This is a genomic window from Roseivirga sp. E12 (assembly GCF_017592825.1).
Taxonomy (GTDB): Bacteria; Bacteroidota; Bacteroidia; order Cytophagales; family Cyclobacteriaceae; genus Roseivirga.
Window position 1 is genome coordinate 1 of the sequence record NZ_JAGFMD010000009.1, and the last position, 21,275, is coordinate 21,275.

The following is a 21,275-nucleotide window of genomic DNA, read 5'->3' on the forward strand; positions in this document are numbered from 1 at the left end:
AAAACGGCCGAGCGATGTAGAGTGAAGAATATAAACGTAGTGCATACCAACAAAAAAAGGCTGTCATATGACAGCCTTTAATGTGGGCGCTGAGGGATTCGAACCCCCGACCCCCTCGGTGTAAACGAGGTGCTCTGAACCAACTGAGCTAAGCGCCCTTGTAATTGGGTTTGCAAAGGTAATTAGCGTTTTCATTATTGCAAATGCTTCCTTCAAATTATTTATAAAAAAAAGAAAGCACACTCAAAAACCCTTCTTAATAGACTGAAATCCGATTTTTACTTATCTTTCCCTAACCAAAACATTCGGCTGCTAAATGACCCTCGCGGAATTCAAGGATATTTTCGATCAATACTATACCCCGATCAAAAACTTCCTATACTATAAGTCTGGAGACATTGATCAAAGTGAAGACTTGGCACAAGATGTCTTTGTCAAGCTTTGGGACAAGCGCGAAGAGGTTCAGCTGGATACAGTCAAAAGCTATCTCTATACCATCGCAAACAACATGCTGCTCAATAAGATTAGACATGACAAGGTGGTGGTCAATTTTGCCGAGCGCAACAAAAACCAGCAAGAAGAATATTCACCCGAATTCCAGCTTCAAGAAAAGGAGTTCAAACAAGAACTCGAAGCTGTAATCGGTAGTATTCCAGAGAAACAACGTGAGGTATTTCTTATGAATCGAATTGAAGAAATGACTTACAAAGAGATAGCCGAAAGACTAGAACTGAGCGTAAAAGCAGTAGAAAAGCGTATGCATGGTGCATTAGCCCACCTGCGTGAGCATATTAAATACAAAATTTGACTAATTTGAAATCGTGAAAGAGGATAAACTCATTCAAGACTGGCTCACAAATGAAGTTTCGGCAAAGGAAATAGCCGAAATGGAACATATCCTTGCCTTCACGGAAAAGCTATCAATTCCTGAAAAGAAACCTAAATCAGAAGCTTGGACAGATGTACTTGGTAAAATCAATGAGGCCTCGACCGACAATGAAGTAATCCTTGTTCCAGAGAATAAAACCAACCGGAAATGGATGGTATGGGTGGCTAGCATAGCTGCACTTTTCCTTATCGGGTATTTTGGAATGCAAGGCACACCTGAGCCATCGATATATAGCACTGATCTTGCCGACAATATCACGCACACACTTCCGGACAACTCGATGGTTACCATCAATGCCCAAAGCTCTATTTCCTTAATTGAAGAAAATTGGGGCAAGTCAAGATCATTGAGATTGAATGGCGAGGCATTTTTCGAGGTTGAACCTGGCAGCAAATTTACAGTAACTACAAACCTTGGCGAAATAAGTGTGCTTGGCACTTCATTTAATATCTTCTCTAGAGATGATGAATTGATCGTCTCCACTTTTACCGGCAAAGTCGAAGTGAAAGACAAAGACAGACTGGTTATTCTGGAGAAAGGTGACCAATTGACTTATAGACCTACGGAGGAACTCTGGAGGATTGACAATTTCAACCTTAATGAAACTGCAACCTGGAGAACAGGAGCCTTTTACTTTGATACCACGCCATTACAAAAAGTCATTGACGAACTCGAAAGACAATTCGACATCAAAATCAACGTATCCATTGACCTCAGAGACCGTTTCTATTCTGGGTACTTTAGCAAAACTGATTTGACTGAAGCCCTGCAACTCGTTTTTGTCCCTATGGGATTGACTATTGAAGTAGAAGGAAACCAAGTAAATGTGCAATAGTGCGGTTTATTTACTGTCTTTTTTTGGGGCTTATCACAACGTGGCTTGTCGCACAGGATATCAATACGCTGCGTATCACCGAGCGATTTGACGATGTTTCCTTAGCTAAGGTAATTAGAACCCTCCGTAATAAGTATGACATCAAAATCGCCTATGACGATGCCTTAATCACGGGCATAATCATCGATGGAGCCTACACACAGCTCACACTACCCAACTTTCTGGATAATATTTTAAAGGACAAGGGTATTGACTATCAGATTCTGAATGGAAAAATCATTCTTATCCCCAAGCAGGTCAATCTGGACATCACCACCCCTAGCCTCTTCGACCTTACCGTCTTTGGTTCTGTTCAAGATGCCAATACAGGCGAAAACCTACCCAATGCCTTGGTAAGGGTGAGAGGTGAGTCGAGAGGTACGGTTACTAACAAGGATGGCTACTTCGTTCTCCCCCAAGTACCGAACGACACGAGTACTATTGAAATCTCCTACTTGGGTTATAAGAAGGCCGAAATCAAGCTTATTCCTGGTAATACCAGAAAAACACTTCAGATACTGATGGAGGAGAGCATAGTGGAATTGTCTGATTTTGTGGTAGTTGAAAATCAAAGGAAAACAGTTCGCTATGGAGATGAGATTTCTCAAATGACAATAGACCCTCGCAACCTGGCAGCTTTGCCCAGTCTTGGAGAGTTTGACGTATTTCGATCGTTGCAGCTGTTACCAGGTATAGGAGGCACTAATGAGACTTCTTCAGCCCTCACGATACGGAACAGTCCTTCGGCCCACAATCTGGTACTTTTTGATGGCTTTAATATTTACAGACTCGATCATTTCTTTGGAGTCTACAGTGCGATTAATTCTGATGCAATCCGCGACATTCAAATCTACAAGGGTGGTTTTGGTGCAAAGTACGGAGGTAGAATTGCTGGCGTTGTTGATATGACAGGTAATACGGGAAGTTTTAAAGAGCCAAGCTATTCTCTTGGAGTTAACCTTTTAAGTGCTCGTTTTAGTGTCAATACGCCACTGAACGAGGGCAGAGGCGCACTTCATATAAGTGCCAGACGCGCTTATACGGACATTATCCGCAGTAAGCTCTTTGAGAATCTATATAGGAACTTCCGAGAAGAGTCTAATGACATTGAAGGGATCAATGCCAATGATGTTTTAAGACCTGACTTTCACTTTTATGACATTAATGCTAAGGCCTCTTATAATGTCTCCTATCGCGACCTATTGAGTCTAACATTATATAATGGCCAGGACAATCTCGATGCTAATTTTGAAGCGATTGAAAGAGGCCCTAACAACAATATAAGAAGCATTCAGGAAGTGCAGGAAATGGCCAACTGGGGCAACACGGGTGTTGGTTTAGTCTGGTCTCGAAAATGGAATCGCAACTTCAATTCCAGCCTTCAGTTTGCGTATTCCGACCACTTTTATCAGTACAATTACTCAGATACTACCAAAGACGGGAACGGTTTAGCCAGAAGGTTCAATGACCTTGACAGGCGAAATGATGTTGAAGATTATCAAGTCAACCTACGCAATGAAATATTTGTCGGAAAGAGGCATCGCATTGACTTTGGTACTAACTATTCTGACCTCAATGTCAACAGTCAATTAATGATCAATGAACGCAACAGGCTAACCGGCAGGTTATTTAATGGTTCAGGTTCCATTTTCTCGATATATGCTTCAGATAAATTCTACATCACTCCTAAGCTACTTTTGAATCCAGGCCTGAGATATAATATCTCTAGTCTTTCAGACGAAAGTTTTCTCTCCCACCGCTTTGGTCTTATTTATCAAGTCACACCAGAATTCGAACTTAAAGCCTCCACAGGAAACTACTATCAAATTATCAGAGAGCAGAATTTTGACGACCCATTTACAAATGCGCAAGATGGTTGGATATTGGCAGATCAAGACCCTAGCAGGTCAGGAAGCCAATTTTCAGTGCTCGAATCAGACCATTGGATTGCAGGGTTTCAATATGAAAAAAACAACCTCACGTTTGATGTTGAATTCTACAAGAAGACTGTCACTGGTCTTTCAGAAAACATAGTCTCCTATGTTGTCAACCCTAATACCAATGTAAGAAGAGCTCAAATCGTGGATGCACTCGGCACTAGCGATATTGTTGGTATTGACTTTTTAGTTCAGAAGGAAATAGGCCCTTATCAGGGCTGGATTTCATACACCAGAAGTAAAGCGACCAACCAGTTTGATGTGATCAATGCCGGTACTGAAATCCCTTCCAGAGAAGATCAGCGAAATGAATTGAAACTTGTCAACATTGTTGAGCTCCCAGAATGGAACATCGCTGCAACATGGACATATGGGAGCGGGAAACCATTTTTGGAGCCCCAGATTAACTTCATTCGAAACAACTTGAACGAGGTAGTGAATTTTGAGGTGATCAATACCAACAAAACCATCACTCGACTACCAGCCTATCACAGACTGGACATTTCAGTTGCTAGAAAGTTCGAAAATGAATATATGAAAGGCGAGCTAGGGCTATCTATTTTGAATGTCTATAACAGACTCAATGTTCAAAGCCGAAGGCTCAACCGCGAAGCACTTGAAAGCTTCATTGATCAAGATCCTGGAGGTACCCTGCCAACCAACATTTACAGGAACATTGCTCTCCTAGATTTAACCCCCTCAATTTTCTTGAATCTTTATTTTTAAATTTTTCCAAATCGAGTAGGGTTTGCTTGATATTCGGTGTATTAACACTGAAATGCAAGAAAAAGAGCGCCATAACCATTGGGAGCAGGATTGGCTGGAGGGTAAAATCTCTAGTGCCGAGGCAAAATCTTTTGCCGAAGATCCAGCGTCCTTTGAGGCACTCAGCAAATACATTGAGACAGCATCAACATTGAAAGTGCCTGAAGGCAAATCAAAAGAAGATGTCTGGAACAGCATTGAGGCCAATATATCAGCATCACCTAAAGCGAAAGTAATATCAATCAATAGACGATATTGGTTGACAGGAGTAGCGGCCTCTTTCATCTTAATTGTCAGCGCATTTTTCTTGTTCGATGGAGCCTTTGAAGGAAAAGTAAATGTAAGTACCGAACTCGCTGAGGTACAGACCATCTACTTACCTGACAGCTCGATTGTCTATTTAAATGCTGAGACAGAGATTTCATATTCGAAAAAGGGCTGGGAAACTAATCGCGTGTTAATGTTGAGTGGAGAAGCCTTTTTCGAAGTGAAACGTGGAAGCAATTTCACGGTCAATACCGCTAACGGCAAAGTTGAAGTATTGGGAACAAGCTTTAACGTTCGTTCTAGATCCCAAGATTTTGAAGTGGCCTGCAAGACAGGTAGGGTCAGAGTGACAGAGTTTTTATCTGAGACCCAACAAATATTAACTCCAGGCTTGAAGACTAAAGTCAAAAGCGGTGAGCTCATAGAGCCATTAGAGTTAAATGTCTCAAATGTTGACCTCTGGAGATCGGGGGAATACTTCTTAGAAAGCACTTCCATAGAAGAAGGCTTCGAAGAATTAGAGAGAATTTTCAATATTCAGATTGTACAGGAGCTCTCAGCATCAGAACTCGGCAGAGTAGGTACTTGGGACTTTGATAAAAATAATCTGACAGAGTCTATTCAATCAATATCCCAGACTATGGGATTCAATTTTGAGATTGACGGAGACAAAGTGATTATCAAACAGAAATAAAGAAATTAATAATAAGGTGGCGCTAAATGTAATTAAGCAGTTTGAGCCACCATTCTTAGGTTGAGGTTGAGGGATGGGTGGTGCCGTCCCTCTTTTTTTATCCCAAATTTTCCAGAAGTGTCTCAAGGCTCATCCCCCTAGAACCTTTGATTAAGACGGAGGCATTGGTAATAGGATTGCTTTTCAAAAAGGATGCTAATGCCTCTTTCTCTTCCCAATAATGTGCTTTGGGGTTACCCAGTTTACCAAACTCCATCAGCTTGCCACAAAGGTGTACTTCATTCAACCCAAGCTCAGCAGTCAGTTTTCCGATAATCTCATGCTCTTTGGGAGCATCATCCCCAAGCTCGAACATATCTCCAAGAATAGCCACTTTATAGTCAGACGCCTTCTCAGCGAAATGCCTTAAAGATGCTGACATTGAAGAAGGATTAGCGTTATAGGCATCCAGTAAGATGGTATTGCTTCCCTTCGCTATGACTTGTGAACGATTGTTATCTGGATCGTAATCTGCTACAGCCTTTAACGCTGACGCTGCATTTACCTCAAAGTATTTTCCAACGCACAGAGCCGCCCCAATATTCTCGAAATTATAAGCACCAGTAAGATGAGTTTGTGCTTCATTGCCATCTTCGGTTCTAAGTTTCAGAGTCGGTTGACTTTCCAGCAGTTCGGCATACAAATAGTCACCTTTTGCAGGATAATAGAAAGGCGACTTCATTCTCCTCTTGGCAATATTCGATAATATCTCACTCTGAGAATTAACAAAGATGACACCCTCCTTCTGAATCAAATGGTGATACAATTCTGACTTACCTCTTATAACGCCTTCTACACCACCAAAACCTTCTAGATGGGCCTTCCCTATATTGGTAATCAATCCGTGGGTAGGGTCTGCGATACCACATAACTCAGCAATATCACCCACCTTATTAGCGCCCATTTCGATGATGGCAATTTCGATAGAATCATCAATTTGAAGCAGCGTCAAAGGCACCCCGATATGATTATTGAAATTGCCCTCGGTGGCATGCACTTTGTACTTTTGAGCTAGCACATCTCTCATAAGCTCTTTGGTAGTGGTTTTACCATTTGAGCCGGTGATTCCAATAAAGGGTATTGCAAACTGATTTCTATGATGATTGCCCAGCTCCTGCAAAGCCAATAGGCCATCCTCCACCACAAAATAACGATCATCCTTGGCGTAAGCGGAATCATCGATTATTACTATACTCGCTCCTTTTTCAATCGCCTGATCGGCAAAACGATTGGCATCGAAATTTGGCCCTTTAAGGGCAAACCAAATATTTCCAGCCTTAATCGATCTGGTATCGGTTGAAACCCCGGTACTTTTTAAGTAAAGTTGATATAATCGCTCAATCATTGAAGTCTGCAATAAAGTTGTTACAAGTTAATACAGGTATGAAGAAAAACTGCGTTGATTAGAATTGAAACGATAGTTTTTTCAGATTACCTTGCCTGCTTAATGAGATCAGCCCTTTTTCTTATCATCCTAAGCTTTCCGCTGACCCTGATGGGGCAATTTCAGTTTCGCTACAAGACGGATGTCCCTTTTTCAAACCAAGGTACACCTCTCGAGAGGGCCTGGGAAGGAGGGCTGAATGCTGCCCAGTTTCAAACCATGGACTTGAATAATGATGGGACTGAAGACCTCATTTTATACAATAGGATTTCGCGTGATATTAGCACCTACCTGAATGTTAATGACCAGTACATCTGGAGCCCTGACTTTGCTTATCTCTTTCCGGACGATGTGGTTCACTGGTTGATTCTAAAGGATTACGACTGCGATGGCCTAAAAGACCTATTCACCAGCACCGCTCTAGGCATAAAAGTTTATAGAAACACCAGTGCAGGGGCCTCCCTTACTTGGGAAGTTGCCCAGCCTTTTTTAAGATTTGATGCTGGCACCAACATCCAGGTAAGTCCGAATGACATACCGGGAATTGCAGACATAAACGGTGACGGAGCCTTAGACATTCTCACCTATCGTTTTGGAACCTCCACCACGGTGGACTATTTCCAAAATACAGGGGCATGCGGATCATTAGAGTTTACTCGTGTCGAAAGACAGTGGGGTGGTTTTACAGAGTGCGACTGCGATAGTTTCGTCTTCGGTGGGGCCTTATGTCCTACACCATCTTCAAGTTCTGGAACTAATGGTGGAGAAGCTATCCTTCATGCGGGAGGCAAAACACTACTCCCATTTGATGCTGATAATGATGGGGACATTGACCTTATCAGCTCTGATGAATTTTGTGAATCGCTCTATTTTCTGGAGAATGTTGGAGACAATCTCAACGCCCAAATGACGACCCTTTCTAGTTTCCCATTCAATAATCCGGCAGGCTTCAAAATTTTTCCTGGAGCATTCCTAGAAGACATCAACTTTGATGGGCTAATGGATCTAATCATTTCTACCAATGCTGACGAGAACATTGGCAACCAAATAGACCTCCGAGATAATGTAAAAGTATACACCAACAATGGATCAGCAACGGTACCCGTATTTGACCAAGCCTCCTCACCATTCTTACAAAACGAAATGATTGATTTGGGAGAGAATGCCTTCCCAGCATTCAACGATCTAGATGGAGATGGAGATCTTGACTTTGTCGTTGGTAACAAAGGCTTTCTGATCGGAACTGAAGTAGCGGGCTCCCTGTCCTTCATAGACAATGTAGGCAATCGTTTCACTCCTTCCTTCGACCTGACGGATATGGACTTTCAAAATTTAGAAGGGCTCAACTATCAAAATGTCAAACCACAATTTGTAGATGCCGATAATGATGGTGACTTAGACCTCTTTTATCAGGCAACTCAAAGCAACAATGAAACTCGAATCTTTCTTCAAGAAATGAATTCAGGCACATTAGGTGCTACAATCGAAGTTCCTATAAACACCAGTTTTGATGACAATCCTTTCTTCTATGACATCGACAATGATGACGATCTTGATTTATTAGTTGGCAAATCACTCGGCAGCCTTTCCCTCTTCGTCAATGAAGGAAACTTTAACTTCGGTGCCGAAATCACAAATTTCGGAGGTATCTCAAATAATTTTCAAGCATTAAACCTGTGGCCACATGTAGCCGACCTCGATGGAGATGGAGAAGATGAACTAGTAACCTTGGATGCCTCTGGCCTCATGAATATCTACCCGGGGCCAATTAATCAAAACTTCGTGGCAACTAACCCGAGTACAGAAGTGCTGAGCATTAATAATATTGCCTTTGCAACTCGTTTTGGAAGACAGAATAGTATTACTAGTGCCGATATTTTCAATACAGGTAGACCAGCTCTGATTATCGGCAGTGGCAAAGGCGGTCTTTACCTACTTGAAAACATAAGTCAGGGAGGTGGTGGTTCTGGTAATGAAATTCAAATAGAACTATCGCCTAACCCTACAAACGATGAAATCACCGTGTTGACCAATACTGATGGCTTTGCCGAAATCTATGACATCACTGGTCGCAAAAAGCACTTCAACATTAATATTCAAAGTGGCGTGAGCAAAGTCCTTCGCTTAGGCAGCCTACCTGTAGGCCTTTACATTCTTAGGGTAGTCAATAATCAGAATGAATCTGCTACTCGAAAAATTTTGGTGTATAGATGATTCTCTACCTCTACCTACAAATCAAACCACTTCAGAACATTAAGTTTGGTTCTGACCTAACCAAAGCCCTTGGAAACTTTAGTTCTGAAATCACTTCCATTGACCTAGATTCTCACTCCGAGTCCTTTGTAATTACAAAAGCCATAGAAGTTATTCCGATCGTGGAAAAGCTGGTCTTACATCTAGATGTAACTGACGATGAGCCATCTATTGGAAACATTAGTATGGTATTCGAGACATTGAGACGAAGCAGGCGACCTCTCATTTGTATCATCGAAGGTAACCATCCCAATATTGATAAAATCCTGAAACTGAGTGGCATTATCCCTCATGATGTGACTTCAAAAGAGTTAACTATCGAACTGGTTACTGATTTCCTGACTACTCAATCCTAAATTGATCGGCATCAAGGTGTGCTGGAAACTTCTCCCGGAAATCGATCAAGTTCGATTTGCTCAAAGTCAGACTTATAATCTCCTCCTCTTCAGAAAAAGCCAGTGTTTCGCCCTTCGGTGAATAGGCGCCTGTATGACCATTATAGGCAATCTCCTTGCCGTCCTTCCCTACTCGATTCAATCCGACTGAATAAGCCACATTTTCCATGGCCCTCGCTTTGAGTAATGTATCCCATGCATTAACTCTTACCGCTGGCCAGTTAGCCACATAAAGCAGCAGGTCATATTCCAAATTGACATTTCTAGACCAAACCGGAAACCGGAGGTCATAGCAAACCAATGGGCAAATTTTCCACCCTTTCCATTCAACTATCAAACGATCCTCTCCACCGCTAAAGTGATCATGCTCATTGGCCATTCGAAAGAGGTGTCGCTTGTCGTAGGTTTTAAACTCACCATCAGGCTGCATCCATATCAGTCGATTGAAAGTCTCTCCTCCCTCTTTGACGATATAGGAACCAGTAACTACAGCCTTCTTTTGAGCGGCCATCTGCTTCATCCACTTAAAAGTGGTCAGGTTCATCGGTTCACTATGGCCTTTATGTTCCATGGTAAAACCCGTCTGGAACATTTCGGGGAGCACAATGATGTCCGTAGGCTCAGTGATCTGCCAGATCTTCTCCTCGAACATAGCCAGGTTCGCATCAATCTGATGCCAGTAAATATCTGATTGTATCAGTGAGAGTTTTAAGTCTTGCATTCAGTTCAAAGGTAATACGTCATTCTGAGACTGAGGTACGAAGTCGAAAGAATCCCCTGATTAAAAGATTCCTTCGATCACCACTCTCCATAAGAATGACAATTAATTTTAATATTCACACCGTTATCCACTCAGGCGGGAGGGCGTCCACGGTCAGCGTGACCATCGACCGAAAACTATTCCTGATTACAAAAAAGCTGCTTCGATGGTTTTGACGCCTGCCTGCACGAACCCGTTCCGATAAAGGCAGGGTGGCGGTCTTTTCTTTTGTTACTTTTCTTTGGACGAGCAAAGAAAAGTAAGGCGCAATAGTAAGAGCTAGAGTGCACAAAGCTTCTCAGCCGCGGCAGCCAGCGTATTCTCATTTTTCGCAAAACAAAAACGAAGCACTCTGTTATCCTGCTTATCTTGATAGAAAACAGACATTGGAATAGTCGCTACCCCAATCTCTTTGGTCATCCATTCAGAGAACTCAACATCACCCTTCTCACTAATTGCACTATAATCCATCAGTTGAAAGTAGGTTCCTTTAGCAGGCACTGGCTTGAACCTTGAGCCCTTCATCACTTTCAAGAAAAAATCTCTTTTGGTCTGATACATTGGTGCCACATCTTCGTAGTGTGCTGTATCTTTCAAATAGTCTGCAATCGCATATTGTGTAGCCGTATGAATGGTGAAGGTATTGTACTGATGCACCTTCCTTATCTCAATCATCAATTCCGAAGGTGCTATAAGATAACCCATTCGCCACCCCGTAGCGTGAAATGTCTTTCCGAAGGAAGATGTAACCACACTTCTCTTTCTCAGCGCTTCTGACCTCAAAACAGATTGATGCGCTTGACCGTCAAAAACAATATGCTCATACACCTCATCCGACAGCACCATGATTCCGGTTCCCTCAGTGATCTGCTCTAATTCTGATAAGTCTTTGACACTGATAGTTGCACCACTAGGGTTATGTGGTGTATTGATCATAATCATCTTGGTCTTCGAAGTAATTTGACTCCTTACTCCTTCCCAATCAATACTGTAATCTGGTTGCCTTAGCGGAACACCAATTGCTTTTGCTCCTTGCAGATTAATAATCGGCTCATAAGCATCATAAGCAGGATCCATGATGATCACTTCGTCCCCCGGATGGATCAGAGCCGAAACGGCACTATTGATCGCCTCAATCGCACCACAAGTCACTGTGATTTCCGAATCAACATTGGGTTTCCAACCATAGCAATGCTCGGTTTTTGACGAGATGGCTTCCCTTAAAATTGGCACACCCGGCATGGGCGCATACTGATTCATACCCTCCTGCATATAGTGATGTACCCTATCTATCAATTCTGGAGAAACGGGGAAATCAGGAAATCCTTGAGCCAGATTAATGGCATTATATTCATGGGCCATTTTCGACATTTTAGTGAAAATGGTAACACCAACGTTAGGTAGCTTCGATTCGATTTGCATGACTGGAAGTTAGAAAGAGCCTTTTGGTTTGCCAACAGATCTTTTATTAAACCCACCTAGCAATTTTTATTGAAACAGTCAATCACAAGTTGAACGGAAATGACTAGCTTCAAACATACACATCAATACACTTTGTCTAAACCAACATTCAAGCAACAATCGGTTAAGGTCATTCGAGAAATCGCAATGGTTATGATAGGTATTCTACTTGCTCTTCAAGTTAACAACTGGGCCGAGGCTTTTAAGGAGAGAAAAGAGGAACTTAGATTACTGAACAATTTTCAAGGAAACCTCGAAGCCGATATTGCTCAGATTGATTCAATAACCAAACTCACTGAGGCGTCAATTTTAAATGCTCATGCCATTATTGACATACTTAATGATCCCAGCGAAGGAAGTTTACCTAAGTTCATAGACCTGCAGCTCTCATTGCTCTTCAACGAATATTTCATCACCAATGATGGAGCCTATTCGGAAGCATCCTCTACAGGGAAAATCGAACTTCTAGAAAATGTAAGCATCAGAGAGCACATCTTCCAATACTACAGACTTGCGGGCACCACAACCAATGACGATGTCGTCTTTAAAACAAGTTCTGAAATAACTACTCCTGTGTGGAAAGACATGGTAGGTAGTACCAGAGAAATGACCCTCGAACTTATCGGTCGTGATTTAAAGAGTGCCCCCAAACTTGTCTTAAAAGACATTGCAAGAAACCGTCAATATATATCAATGCTCGTAGCTAAGATCGCTGGAGGGGGAGTTCAAATTAGGGCATGGGAGACGCGCAGAATTGAAGCAAAGCGTCTCAAAGACCTCCTAACTGAAGAATTAAAAAGGTGGGAATAATCACTTGACCACCCCACATTTTAGTAAAAAAAGTACCTAAGACTCACTTTTTATCATTAGCCTTAGAGAGTCTATTATTCAGTCAATCTACCTGTGATTCGTAAGTTCTAAGCCTTGGTTAATACCTTTCTCAAGTGCTGGAACTCCTCTTTCCATCCAAACAGGTTTTGGAGTACCTTTTAGATAGTAATCAAAGAACTGAGCCATTCTTACATTAAAGTCCTTTCTGTTTTGCCGCTTCAATGGCCAGTGAGGTTCTCCATTATAATTCAAGAACCAAGAGGGCTTACCCAGCCTTCTTAAGGAAACAAAAAACTCAATGCCTTGGTACCATGGCACGTGCCCATCGGCATCGTTATGCATAATCAATAGTGGGGTATTGATCTTGTCGATATTGAAAATTGGAGAGTTCTCTATGTATCGCGCTGGGTACTCCCAAGGCGTGCCCCCTATTCTACTTTGCGTATGCTCATATTGGAACTGACGACTGAGGCCTGTCCACCAGCGAATACCACCATAAGCACTGATCATATTCGGAACCGGAGCGCCTGATTCTGCGGCCTTGAAGATATCCGTCTTGGTAACGAGGTAAGCAATTTGATAGCCTCCCCAGCTATGTCCTTGCACACCAATATTGTCTTTATCAATAAAGCCTTTCTCTACCAAAGAGGTAACGCCCGGCACTACACTATTCAAGGCACTTTCTCCTGGATAGCCTATACGATAGTGTACATCCGGATTGAAAATGACATAGCCCCTACTTGTATACCAGCTATAGCTAATCGTAGAACGCCCGGCTGCCGGAGGCCTATGTCCAAAGACACCATCCGAACTTTTCTCATAGAAGTTTACAATCATCGGGTACTTCTTATTTGGGTCGAAGTTTTCTGGCTTAATCAACATACCCGTCAGTTGCTTCCCATCCAAAGAAGTCCAGTGGACGAGTTCGGAAGTACCCCAATTGTATTCTGACTGTTGCGGATTTGCATCTGAAACCTGGGTTGTTTTGCCAAAAGAGAGGTCCGAAACGTGAATATTCGGAAAGTCTACAAACGACTCTTTGGTAAACATCACTTGCTCATCATCTTGAGCTTTTATTGGTCGACCGTATCTGAAGGGTCCTTCTACCAGTTGCTTTCCTCTACCATTCCTTGGATTCAACTCATAATAGCCACTGTGCTTATTCTCGTTGTTGAAAGTGGTCAGCAACCATTTCTCTTTCTTGTCAATAAATCGCGCTTCGTTATCTAAAGCCACATAGCGATACGTCATGCTTTGTTCACGACCTTTTGTAATTCTTTCCCCCTCGCCCGTCTCTGGATTATACTCCCAGATGTCATAGCGATCATAGATCAATATGCTCTTATCGTCTTCAGTCCATCCGGCCGATCCATAGGCATTTGGAAAGTTCGGTGAATCATTTAATTCGTTGTAGAAAACTTCGCCTTTCGTGAGCGAGCGATAATTTGCGGTATTGACATTGTAGGCAAACCAAGCGCTATCCGCAGCACTATAACCATAGGCATAATTTCCCCCAGGACTCAAACGCACTTGACCTCGTACTTTGGAAAAAGCAGATGTAACTGCTCCCGTTTCAACATCTACAAGGCTATAATCACTGTAAGAACCACCTTCCCATTGCCTTTGCAGCTCATAAGGTGCGGATGTACTGGCTAAAGCTAGTTTTGCATTGCCTTCATTGCCCAACGTCACATTGGGTAGTTCAGGATTGGCCAACTGAACCAATTGGTTACCCTTATTTAAATGAATAGCCGTGAGATAAGACTTTCTCCGGTCATTTTCCACTTGCAATTCCTGAACTGTATAGAGTCTCGGTTCATCATACGTCCAGACTTCCACATTCACAATTTCTTCATCCAGCAAAGATGTGTCTTGCAAAATCGGAGGTGTTGCCAAGCCGAAATAAAGCTTCGATTCATCTTCAGCATAGCTAATCCCTCGATCGGCTGACACGCGATAACCATCAGGAGCGCTCTCTGAATCTACGAGTTTTTGGGCCATACCCATACCCTTTGACCATGAATACAATGCATTGGGTTTGACCAAAGCCTTAGTAGTATCCAAATCAGCTACAAAGGAAACATGCTCTCCAGAGGCACTGATGCTCATTTGTGGGTATTCTGCCTTCTCGGCTGAAAAGATCTGCTTTGATTCTCCAGCATTCAATTCCTGTACATAAACGCCAGGCGTTTGAGTAGCCAAAGGACTCAAAGCATAGGACATAAAATGGCCTTCTTTAGCAAAGGCATATTTCTTCACATACTTCAGTGTGTCTTGTTGACCGCTATTTAGATTTCTAATGATGGTATGATAACCGTTCTTGCCACTGGGCTTTTCCCCTTTATCAGAAGCCACTGCATTGACATCCAGTTGATATGCCAAAAAGCCACTCCACATTTGTGGCATTCTAAAATTCCTTACCATAGGAATCTTTGCCAAAGCTTTTGTCTTTAGGTTTAGGATGCCCAAAGTGTCTTTTGGCATATCGTCATTTTTGGTTTTTTGCCTTTTCAGTTCCCTTACCTCAGACTGCCATGGCTTAATGGTGAACACGGCAAAGCCACTATCAAAAGTAAACTGGCCATTATATCCGCGATCATATTCAAAAACCACATTACCATTCGCGTCTTGTATTTTCAGAAAGTTATCCTCCTCTCCCTTTTCCAATGAATACATAATAAACTCTCCATTTCGGGAGATCCGCTGATTTTCTATGGTATTCCAGATATCAAAGTCGGGATGGTCAAGGATTTTCTTTTGTCCAAAAGCCGTTACGGAGATAAGCAGACAAAGGACGGTTAGGATATTGGTTTTCATAAGTTTATGATTTCGGTCACTCTAATTTAAGGGGGATGAAGTTAAAGACTTATCTTTTTTTATCATTGGTAATTATACTGAGCACCAAACCACCGAATTAAGTCAGACTAGAGGTTAAAGCTCGATCATATCTTTGAAATAAAGCACCTCTTAAACCCACCAGCTTGACTATTTTCAAAAGCTATCTTGAAAAAATCGTATTTTGGTTGTTTCAACCAAAACATGATTCGAAAACCCAACTTTAAATTGAACTGGAAGTATGCCCTTGGTGAAATCACATTGATCTTCATTGGTATTACCATAGCAATCTGGTTCCAAAACTGGAATGAGCAAAAAAAAGATCGCAAGTTGGAAAAGCACTTTTATGGGCTTGTGATTTCAGATATGCAAGCAACATCAGATGACATCACTGAGGCCCTACAATCTGCAAAAATGAGAATTGTCGCGGGCAATGACATACTTCATAGATTAGACCCAAATCATCAGGATATTTTCTTATTGGAGGATATGACTATCGATTCTGCCAGTACTGTACGATTCAAGGTATGGGGGGCACATTTATCACCCATATCCAAGCATTTGTTAAGCCTCAAGGCCGTTCAGGTGATTGATACCCGTACAGCAGGTTTTGAGGAAATCACCTCTTCAGGAAAGCTACAGGCTATACAAGACAATGAGCTGCGGTCTGAAATTGTGACTGTCTATGAGCAAATGGAAGATTGGGCGGAATCCAATACATTTTTCAGAGGAGCTATGGAAAGGTACACGGCAAGTATGGAGAATGCAGGCATCGCACAGCAAGACATGCGACCAGAGTCATATCTCATTGACTTAATAGACAAGAGCCCAACTTTTCAGGCTAGTATTCGCTCACAAATGGCCACCGGCTACGAGCAGCACTTGACTTATCCCTACATGATCAATTATATCAACGAGTTCAAGGCCAAAGTTGAGCGAGTACTAAAACAATCCAAATGATCCGTAAACCCAACTTCAAGCTCAATTGGAAATATGCCTTAGGAGAGGTCTTCCTCATCTTTATCGGTATCAGTCTAGCCATTGGTTTTCAAAATTGGAATGAGGGCAGAAAAATCAGTAAGCAGAAGGTCCTTATTCTTAAGCAGATCAGGGCTGATCTCATTCAAGACAGCACAAGTTTAAACGAGGTCATTAAGGCTCATATCCAAATGGATACGGCTGTTGCGAGAGTCATAACAGGAGCACCTATATCTATGGCTATCCGTGGAATCCCGATCATTAATGGCACCGCCAATCCGGAACTAAACACCACCGCATTTGACCTATATAAATCATCTGGTCGACTTGAATGGTTGGATGAAGATTTGGGTCTTAAAATTCAATCTCTCTACGTCATGTACGAATCCTGGGAAGAAGACTTAGACTTTTTCAAAGATCTGGTAACTAATAAAATTCGAACACGCATCAGCAAGTTTATGATCACCGAGATACAGGTTCAGCAAATGAAAAATAACAAGACTACCAATCCACAGATGGATCTAAAAAATATTGATGCACTATTAAATGATGTAGAGTTAGCCCGTCACTTGTTTTCGCATACCATCGCATCACGCGAATTAAAACGGCACTACAGAGAAGGGCTCGAGAAAATTGATGCGGTGGTGGCCGCAATAGACGAATATTTGGAACAATGATCCGTAAACCCAACTTCAAGCTCAATTGGAAATATGCCTTAGGAGAGGTCTTTCTTATCTTTATAGGCATCAGTCTGGCCATCACCTTCCAAAACTGGAATGAAACCAGGAAGGATAACAACAAGATAAAGGGCTATCTAGCCACCATTGCCAATAATGTAAAATCTGATTCCCTCGAGATTGTAAGATTTATTAGTACAAGTCAGGAAAAAAAACGCCAAGGGGAAAAATACATAGCTGCAGTAAGACAAAATAAACCAGAGTTTCAAGCTCTCATGGGAGGACTCTTTCAGTTTGAAGAAGAATATCTTAATATCAATGACAATGGTTTCGAGAGTCTTAAGTCCTCAGGTTACCTCAGCAATATTCAAGGCACCCCCATTGAAGTTGCCTTGTTTGACTACTATAGCTATTTTGACGAAATCCACGAGTCAGAAGTGAGTTACAATCAGTATGTAGAAGCGCAGGAGTTGGAATTTGTAAAAAATGCAGCTTCAACAGAGCTTATGATCATGGTGACTGATATTTATCTAAAGAAGAGAACGGCCGACCTCAATCCAAAGGAACAAAAAATCATAGCGCAGAATTTTGCTCACCCAAGCATTATCAGTATTAGTCTCAGGGCAGGATTTATTGAGAGCGGCTACAAGGAGCTACTTGACAAGGGCAGGAAACTCAGGAAACTCATTGATAAAAAACTTGCAAAATGATCCGCAAACTTAACTTTAAACTCAATCAAATTCTAATTATCAACTTAACCTAATGCTCAACTTCCTTAGAAAACTGAGAAGCAAAGAGATGAGTAGTACCCGGTATCTAAAATATGCCCTCGGTGAGATTCTCTTGGTCGTTATTGGTATACTCATAGCCCTCAGCATCAACAACTGGAACGAAGGAAAAAAGGCCAGAACTTATGAACTTAAAATGCTGGATGAAATTGAAGATGCACTGAATCAGGACATTCCCAGCATAGAGCGATTTGACTCAATTCTGAACATCTGGAATAAATCCATTATTTACCTGACCAAAGAGGTAAATCAGGCCAATCAACCCTCTGGCCACTGGGATTCAATTCATTATCACCTAGAAACCATCGACCAGATCGGTATTTTCTCCATTTACAACGATGGGCCCTACGAAGCGCTGAAATCAAGTGGAATGGACAGAATTTCGAATGATCGGCTTCGTAATGACATTGCCAGGCTTTACAGTCGTGATCTACCTAGTCTTGATATATGGGTCAATGAGATACAGCGCCAGCACATCTTCATTAAGCACCAGGAAATGGACGAACTTTTTAACACAAAAATTAGTATTGATGGATCTCGCATGAAAGAAGAGCTGGTCATAGCAGATCTGTCCTTTTTAAAAAATCCTAAATTTCATGATATGATCAGACGCACAAGCAACATTGTCAACTCTAGCAGAAACAGGATGAAAGCTACGGTCGATAGAATGAAGTCCGTTAGGAATGAAATTCATGAAGAGATTACTCACTGATTCATATGCTCAACTTCCTTAGAAAACTTAATCGACCCAAATGAAGATGAAATATTTGATTCTGATGCTCATTTTAGTCTCCACACTTGGATGTCAAGAACCGAAGCAAGAACTCCTCTCGCCTCGTTTCAATCATGTATTTCTAGCCGTTTCTGATCTTGATCGTTCAATCGATTTTTACACCAGTGCCTTTGACCTTGAAGTGACAAAAAAACTTACACAGCTCATTAGAATAGACGAAGATGGCGCCAGAACTCCAGTAGAAGTCAATATGGCATTCCTGAAATTTCCTGGTCAAAACTTTGTCCTGGAAATTGGTGAGCGAGAAGCCTTTGTTTCCAACAATACCAGTTCTAGCTATAACCATTTAGGAGTTGATGTGATGGATATTGATAAGGCAAGTGCTAGATTACTTGCCGCGGGAGGCACAGCGGTTCGCCCCATTGGCCTGGTAGAAGCAGTTGGCGTATCGGCAAAGACCGCTTTTTTCACCGGACCAGATGGAGAGACCATAGAGCTAATGCAGTTAATTTCAGGAGAATTTTAAAAAATACCCCATGCTCAACTTCCTACGAAAACTTAGAAAGCGCAGTAATAAAACCGGTTATTTCAAATATGCAATTGGAGAAATATTTCTCGTAGTGATTGGTATTCTTTTAGCCTTACAAATCAGCGACTGGAATCAATTCAAAAAGGATAGGGAATTCGAGTTGTTCACACTTAAGGAAGTGGAAAACAACCTTCAGGAAGATCGCAAACAAATCAGTCGTATTGTATCAAAATATGCTACCGCTAAAGCATCTATTGAAGATCTTTCTTCACAACCTTTTTCATCATATGATTCAGCGAAGATGGCAGCTGATATTGATAATATTTGGGGGTTCGAGCGGTTTTTCCCGATCAGGAATGGCTACGAAGCACTTAAAAGCAGAGGCTTTCAAGTTTCCAATGCTCCCCTAAGAACTGCTTTAGGTAGGTACTATGAAAATGAGCTCACACGTGTTACTGCCAGTATTTTTGATATTGAGAGAGCCTTTCTAACTGAGTTTAGCTCAATTATAGAAAGTGGCTATGTCGTAAGAATTGACAATCGTGAAGTACAAATCACTAATCAACAAAGTAGACGTTTTGAGTCAGCCCTTAAGACCTATGCTAGAGGACTTTTACCGAACATCACAGGCACGGTGCTAAATCTAAATGCGTTTATGGATATCAACGAGCAGACCTTGAAGGCAATCAACCAAGAAATAGAAAGATTGGCCAAATAAGATGTTTAGGTTATTTCGAAAATTTGGACAAAATGAAATGAAGACAAAATATCTGAAATACGCCATAGGAGAAATCCTGCTAGTCGTAATAGGCATTCTGATCGCCTTGGGAATTAACAATTGGAATGAGCAACGTAAAGCCCGAATTGCAGAAGAAAAATTTATGCATCGGCTTCTAGAGGATGCCCGAACCGATTCTGTCTTCTATGAGTCTCGTATTTTCGGTATGAATCAGTCAGAAGTTAATTACAGTATACTCCTGGCCATGTCAAATAATGAGAAAGTAGATACCACTAAATTTCGACCTGACTATCTTTTCATGTTTTACGCCTATCAGTCCAAATTAGTGCAGAACAATCCTGATGCATTTGAAAAAGTCTCTGATGAACATATCGCTGAAGTGCTTCGGAACTACTTTGGCACCTATGAATTCGTAGCAACGTCAATCGGACTCTTAAGAGACAATATTGAAACGTTTTGGCATCCATTCCAAATTGAGTACTATCCTCTTACAGAAAACAAAAATATGGAAGATGCCAAGAAACTCCTTAAGACCAAAAAATTTCCTGGAATAGTGGCCCAAGTAAGATATGCAGTGCGCAACAGTAGAAATCAGGTCGACTCCATGCTAGTGGTCAATCACAACCTTATAGAGGCACTGGATCAAAAGCTTAAAGACTAATGCTCAACTTCCTTAGAAAACTGAGACGAAACGAAATGAAGGGAACCAAATACCTTCAATACGCACTAGGTGAAATACTATTGGTAGTCATTGGAATTCTCATTGCCTTGCAAATCAACAATGCTAATGAAGCCAGAAAGCAGCGAATAGAGGAAACGAAATTGTTACGGAGCATCAAGGTTGACTTTGAACGCTCCAAGGCAACACTTCAGCAACTAGATGGGCTAAGAGAAGATGGGCTTTATGCCTATGATAAGTTGGTTGCCATTGGCAATTCGGGTGATTTTTCGAATACCATATTGATAGATTCGCTCCTAGCCAAAACCAATTTCACACCCACTTATAACGGCAACACAAGCTCGCTATCCATACTGGTTAACTCAGGTAAGATCAACTTGCTCCGCAATGACTCGTTGACCGCCCTATTGCTAGCATGGCCTTCCAAGTTAGAAAACCTGATAGAGAGAGAGTTAGACATATTATCCATTACCAATGGAGAATGGGTGCCCTTTGCACAAAGTTATACCTCGGTGAATGACTGGTTCAAACATTATGACTTCCCCGGAGTACCGGCAAAAACCAGAGATTCCAGGGTTGCTAAAGATTACAAAGGCCTTTTCAACGACCGCAGACTCGAAAATCTAATCACCCGACTGGAACTCCTCTACATTGCCTGTAAAGACAGAAGTGCTGGCCTTATCAAAAGTGCAGATCAGATCATCCACACCATTGATGAGGATTTGAAAAGTCGGTGAATCAATTAAACAGAAATAGCTATCTTTTGGC

General features: G+C 41.8%; 19 protein-coding genes and 1 tRNA gene. 15 read left to right on the forward strand and 5 right to left on the reverse strand.

All coding sequences use genetic code 11. The annotated features are described in order from the left end of the window. Positions 1 to 83: 83 nt before the first annotated feature. A tRNA-Val gene (locus tag J4E76_RS17350) sits at positions 84 to 158 on the reverse strand. 158 nt (positions 159 to 316) lie between these two features. Here J4E76_RS17350 and J4E76_RS17355 point away from each other — a divergent pair. The 4 genes from J4E76_RS17355 to J4E76_RS17370 are packed head-to-tail and all read left to right on the forward strand — an operon-like array spanning position 317 to position 5,426. Then, positions 317 to 808, forward strand: a complete 492-nt coding sequence (locus J4E76_RS17355) for an RNA polymerase sigma factor (protein ID WP_208506059.1) — start codon at positions 317 to 319, stop codon at positions 806 to 808. 13 nt (positions 809 to 821) lie between these two features. Further along, on the forward strand, positions 822 to 1,724 hold the full coding sequence (locus J4E76_RS20960) for a FecR domain-containing protein (RefSeq protein ID WP_208506060.1): 903 nt from the start codon (positions 822 to 824) through the stop codon (positions 1,722 to 1,724). After that, positions 1,724 to 4,426 (forward strand): TonB-dependent receptor domain-containing protein, encoded by a 2,703-nt coding sequence (locus J4E76_RS17365; protein WP_208506061.1) that lies wholly within the window; start codon positions 1,724 to 1,726, stop codon positions 4,424 to 4,426. Before J4E76_RS20960 ends, J4E76_RS17365 begins: the two co-directional genes overlap by 1 nt. 52 nt (positions 4,427 to 4,478) lie before the next feature. Next, positions 4,479 to 5,426, forward strand: a complete 948-nt coding sequence (locus J4E76_RS17370; RefSeq protein WP_208506062.1) for a FecR family protein — start codon at positions 4,479 to 4,481, stop codon at positions 5,424 to 5,426. Between the two features lie 97 nt (positions 5,427 to 5,523). Here J4E76_RS17370 and murF read toward each other — a convergent pair whose 3' ends face one another. Continuing rightward, positions 5,524 to 6,810, reverse strand: a complete 1,287-nt coding sequence (murF, locus tag J4E76_RS17375) for a UDP-N-acetylmuramoyl-tripeptide--D-alanyl-D-alanine ligase (protein WP_208506063.1) — start codon at positions 6,808 to 6,810, stop codon at positions 5,524 to 5,526. 102 nt (positions 6,811 to 6,912) lie between these two features. Here murF and J4E76_RS17380 point away from each other — a divergent pair, with 102 nt between their 5' ends. Next, positions 6,913 to 9,063: an FG-GAP-like repeat-containing protein gene (locus J4E76_RS17380; protein ID WP_208506064.1), complete on the forward strand. Its 2,151-nt coding sequence runs from the start codon at positions 6,913 to 6,915 to the stop codon at positions 9,061 to 9,063. Beyond that, complete coding sequence (locus tag J4E76_RS17385; RefSeq protein ID WP_208506065.1) at positions 9,060 to 9,458, forward strand: hypothetical protein; 399 nt, start codon at positions 9,060 to 9,062, stop codon at positions 9,456 to 9,458. The genes J4E76_RS17380 and J4E76_RS17385 overlap by 4 nt, the downstream gene beginning before the upstream one ends. Here J4E76_RS17385 and J4E76_RS17390 read toward each other — a convergent pair. Then, the gene (locus tag J4E76_RS17390; RefSeq protein ID WP_208506066.1) at positions 9,445 to 10,218 is read right to left on the reverse strand and encodes an amidohydrolase; all 774 of its coding nucleotides are present in this window, start codon (positions 10,216 to 10,218) and stop codon (positions 9,445 to 9,447) included. The genes J4E76_RS17385 and J4E76_RS17390 overlap by 14 nt on opposite strands. A 318-nt stretch (positions 10,219 to 10,536) precedes the next feature. Next, positions 10,537 to 11,679 carry a methionine aminotransferase gene (locus J4E76_RS17395; RefSeq protein WP_208506067.1) on the reverse strand — a complete coding sequence of 381 codons (1,143 nt, stop codon included), beginning with the start codon at positions 11,677 to 11,679 and terminating at the stop codon, positions 10,537 to 10,539. A gap of 99 nt (positions 11,680 to 11,778) precedes the next feature. Here J4E76_RS17395 and J4E76_RS17400 point away from each other — a divergent pair, with 99 nt between their 5' ends. Continuing rightward, positions 11,779 to 12,528, forward strand: a complete 750-nt coding sequence (locus tag J4E76_RS17400; RefSeq protein WP_208506068.1) for a DUF6090 family protein — start codon at positions 11,779 to 11,781, stop codon at positions 12,526 to 12,528. An 87-nt stretch (positions 12,529 to 12,615) separates the two neighbouring features. Here J4E76_RS17400 and J4E76_RS17405 read toward each other — a convergent pair whose 3' ends face one another. Next, positions 12,616 to 15,366 carry a S9 family peptidase gene (locus J4E76_RS17405; protein ID WP_208506069.1) on the reverse strand — a complete coding sequence of 917 codons (2,751 nt, stop codon included), beginning with the start codon at positions 15,364 to 15,366 and terminating at the stop codon, positions 12,616 to 12,618. A 222-nt stretch (positions 15,367 to 15,588) separates the two neighbouring features. On the opposite strand from J4E76_RS17405, the gene J4E76_RS17410 reads away from it, so the two are divergent. From J4E76_RS17410 to J4E76_RS17445, 8 genes are read left to right on the forward strand one after another with little or no spacing between them, the layout of a single operon-like run. Further along, positions 15,589 to 16,344: a hypothetical protein gene (locus tag J4E76_RS17410; RefSeq protein ID WP_208506070.1), complete on the forward strand. Its 756-nt coding sequence runs from the start codon at positions 15,589 to 15,591 to the stop codon at positions 16,342 to 16,344. Continuing rightward, the gene (locus J4E76_RS17415) at positions 16,341 to 17,039 is read left to right on the forward strand and encodes a DUF6090 family protein (RefSeq protein WP_208506071.1); all 699 of its coding nucleotides are present in this window, start codon (positions 16,341 to 16,343) and stop codon (positions 17,037 to 17,039) included. The genes J4E76_RS17410 and J4E76_RS17415 overlap by 4 nt, the downstream gene beginning before the upstream one ends. Then, positions 17,036 to 17,749: a DUF6090 family protein gene (locus J4E76_RS17420; RefSeq protein ID WP_208506072.1), complete on the forward strand. Its 714-nt coding sequence runs from the start codon at positions 17,036 to 17,038 to the stop codon at positions 17,747 to 17,749. Before J4E76_RS17415 ends, J4E76_RS17420 begins: the two co-directional genes overlap by 4 nt. A 52-nt stretch (positions 17,750 to 17,801) precedes the next feature. Then, a complete protein-coding gene (locus J4E76_RS17425) occupies positions 17,802 to 18,539 on the forward strand; it encodes a DUF6090 family protein (protein ID WP_208506073.1) in 738 nt (245 codons plus the stop codon). A 40-nt stretch (positions 18,540 to 18,579) separates the two neighbouring features. Further along, the gene (locus tag J4E76_RS17430; protein WP_208506074.1) at positions 18,580 to 19,086 is read left to right on the forward strand and encodes a VOC family protein; all 507 of its coding nucleotides are present in this window, start codon (positions 18,580 to 18,582) and stop codon (positions 19,084 to 19,086) included. A gap of 10 nt (positions 19,087 to 19,096) precedes the next feature. Beyond that, positions 19,097 to 19,807 carry a DUF6090 family protein gene (locus J4E76_RS17435; RefSeq protein ID WP_208506075.1) on the forward strand — a complete coding sequence of 237 codons (711 nt, stop codon included), beginning with the start codon at positions 19,097 to 19,099 and terminating at the stop codon, positions 19,805 to 19,807. 37 nt (positions 19,808 to 19,844) lie between these two features. Beyond that, positions 19,845 to 20,489 (forward strand): DUF6090 family protein, encoded by a 645-nt coding sequence (locus J4E76_RS17440; protein WP_208506259.1) that lies wholly within the window; start codon positions 19,845 to 19,847, stop codon positions 20,487 to 20,489. Next, on the forward strand, positions 20,489 to 21,244 hold the full coding sequence (locus J4E76_RS17445) for a DUF6090 family protein (RefSeq protein ID WP_208506076.1): 756 nt from the start codon (positions 20,489 to 20,491) through the stop codon (positions 21,242 to 21,244). The genes J4E76_RS17440 and J4E76_RS17445 overlap by 1 nt, the downstream gene beginning before the upstream one ends. The last annotated feature ends 31 nt before the right edge of the window (positions 21,245 to 21,275 follow it).